This window comes from Mesorhizobium sp. M7A.F.Ca.ET.027.03.2.1 (assembly GCF_003999175.1).
Classification (GTDB): Bacteria; Pseudomonadota; Alphaproteobacteria; order Rhizobiales; family Rhizobiaceae; genus Mesorhizobium.
In genome coordinates, this window is the sequence record NZ_RZOM01001407.1 from 1 (window position 1) to 1,222 (window position 1,222).

The window sequence follows — 1,222 nt, forward strand, 5'->3', positions numbered from 1 at the left end:
ATGCGGAAATAGGCCGTGGCCCTGGATAGCGTAGCCGATGCTGCGGCGCAGCTCGTAGCCGGGCAGCGAACGATTGTCGGCGCCGTCGAGCTTGATGATGCCTGAGGTCGGCTCGACCAGCCGGTTGATCATGCGCAGCAGCGTCGTCTTGCCGGAACCGGACGTGCCGACAATGACGGCGATGGTGCGCGGCTCGATGACCATCGACACGTCATCGACCACGGTCGTCGCGTCATAGCGCTTGGTGATGCCTTCGATCTCGATCATGCCGTTTCAACCCTGCGCCTGGTGGCGGTCATTTCGATCACCGCATCGAGGATGATGGCGGCGGCAAAGGCGAGCGCGACCGTTGGCACCGCGCCAAGCAGCACAAGGTCCATCGCCGTCTGGCCCACACCCTGGAAGACGAACACGCCGAAACCGCCGCCGCCGATCAGCGCGGCAATGGTGGCGAGGCCGATGTTCTGCACCAAGACGATGCGGATGCCGGTGAGGATGACAGGAAAAGCCAGCGGAAACTCGACGCCGAACAGGCGCTGCCTGTCGGTCATGCCCATGCCGCGCGCGGCGTCGTTGGCGGCGCGCGGCACGCCGGCGAGACCGACCACGGTGTTGGCCACTACCGGCAGCAGCGAGTAAAGGAACAGCGCCACAAAAGCCGGTGCGGTGCCGATGCCGCGAATGCCGAGCGCGGCAGCTCCCGGCACATGCGTGGCAACCCAGCCGAGCGGCGCGATCAAAAGGCCGAACAGCGCGATCGAGGGAATGGTCTGGATGATGTTGAGCACGTTGAGAACGCCGGCGCGCAGACTTTCGACACGATGGCAGAGAATGCCGAGTGGCAGGCCGACGACCATCGCCGCAAGCAGCGACCCTAGCGCCAGCGTTACATGCTTGGAGCCCTCTACCCAGAAACTGCCGGCGCGGTTGAAATATTCCTTCAGGATCGACAGATTGTCCCAGCTTCCCGAAATCAACAGCAGCCCGATCGCCAAAGCCGCGACCACAAGCACGCCAACCCGCGCCAATGGCGACAGGTTCAGCCTTGTCAGCACGTCGGCGAGCAAAAGCGTGAAGGCAAAGATCAGAATCCAGAAACCGGAGGCTGGCGAAACTCTGGCGAAGGTGTTGCCCGCCGGCGTGAGAAATGTTCCGGCGACACCGATCAGCAGCGCAAGCGCGGCAAGCGCCATCACGCTGGCGGCAAGGCGCAGCACAAGTG

The 1,222-nt window shown here is 63.9% G+C and carries 2 protein-coding genes; both read right to left on the bottom strand.

Annotated features, from left to right (window positions below; all coding sequences use genetic code 11):
- The coding region (locus EN750_RS35100) for an ATP-binding cassette domain-containing protein (protein WP_127399332.1) at positions 1–267 on the bottom strand (267 nt) is incomplete at its 3' end.
- The coding region (locus tag EN750_RS35105; RefSeq protein ID WP_145968231.1) for an ABC transporter permease at positions 264–1,222 on the bottom strand (959 nt) is incomplete at its 5' end. The genes EN750_RS35100 and EN750_RS35105, both read right to left, overlap by 4 nt.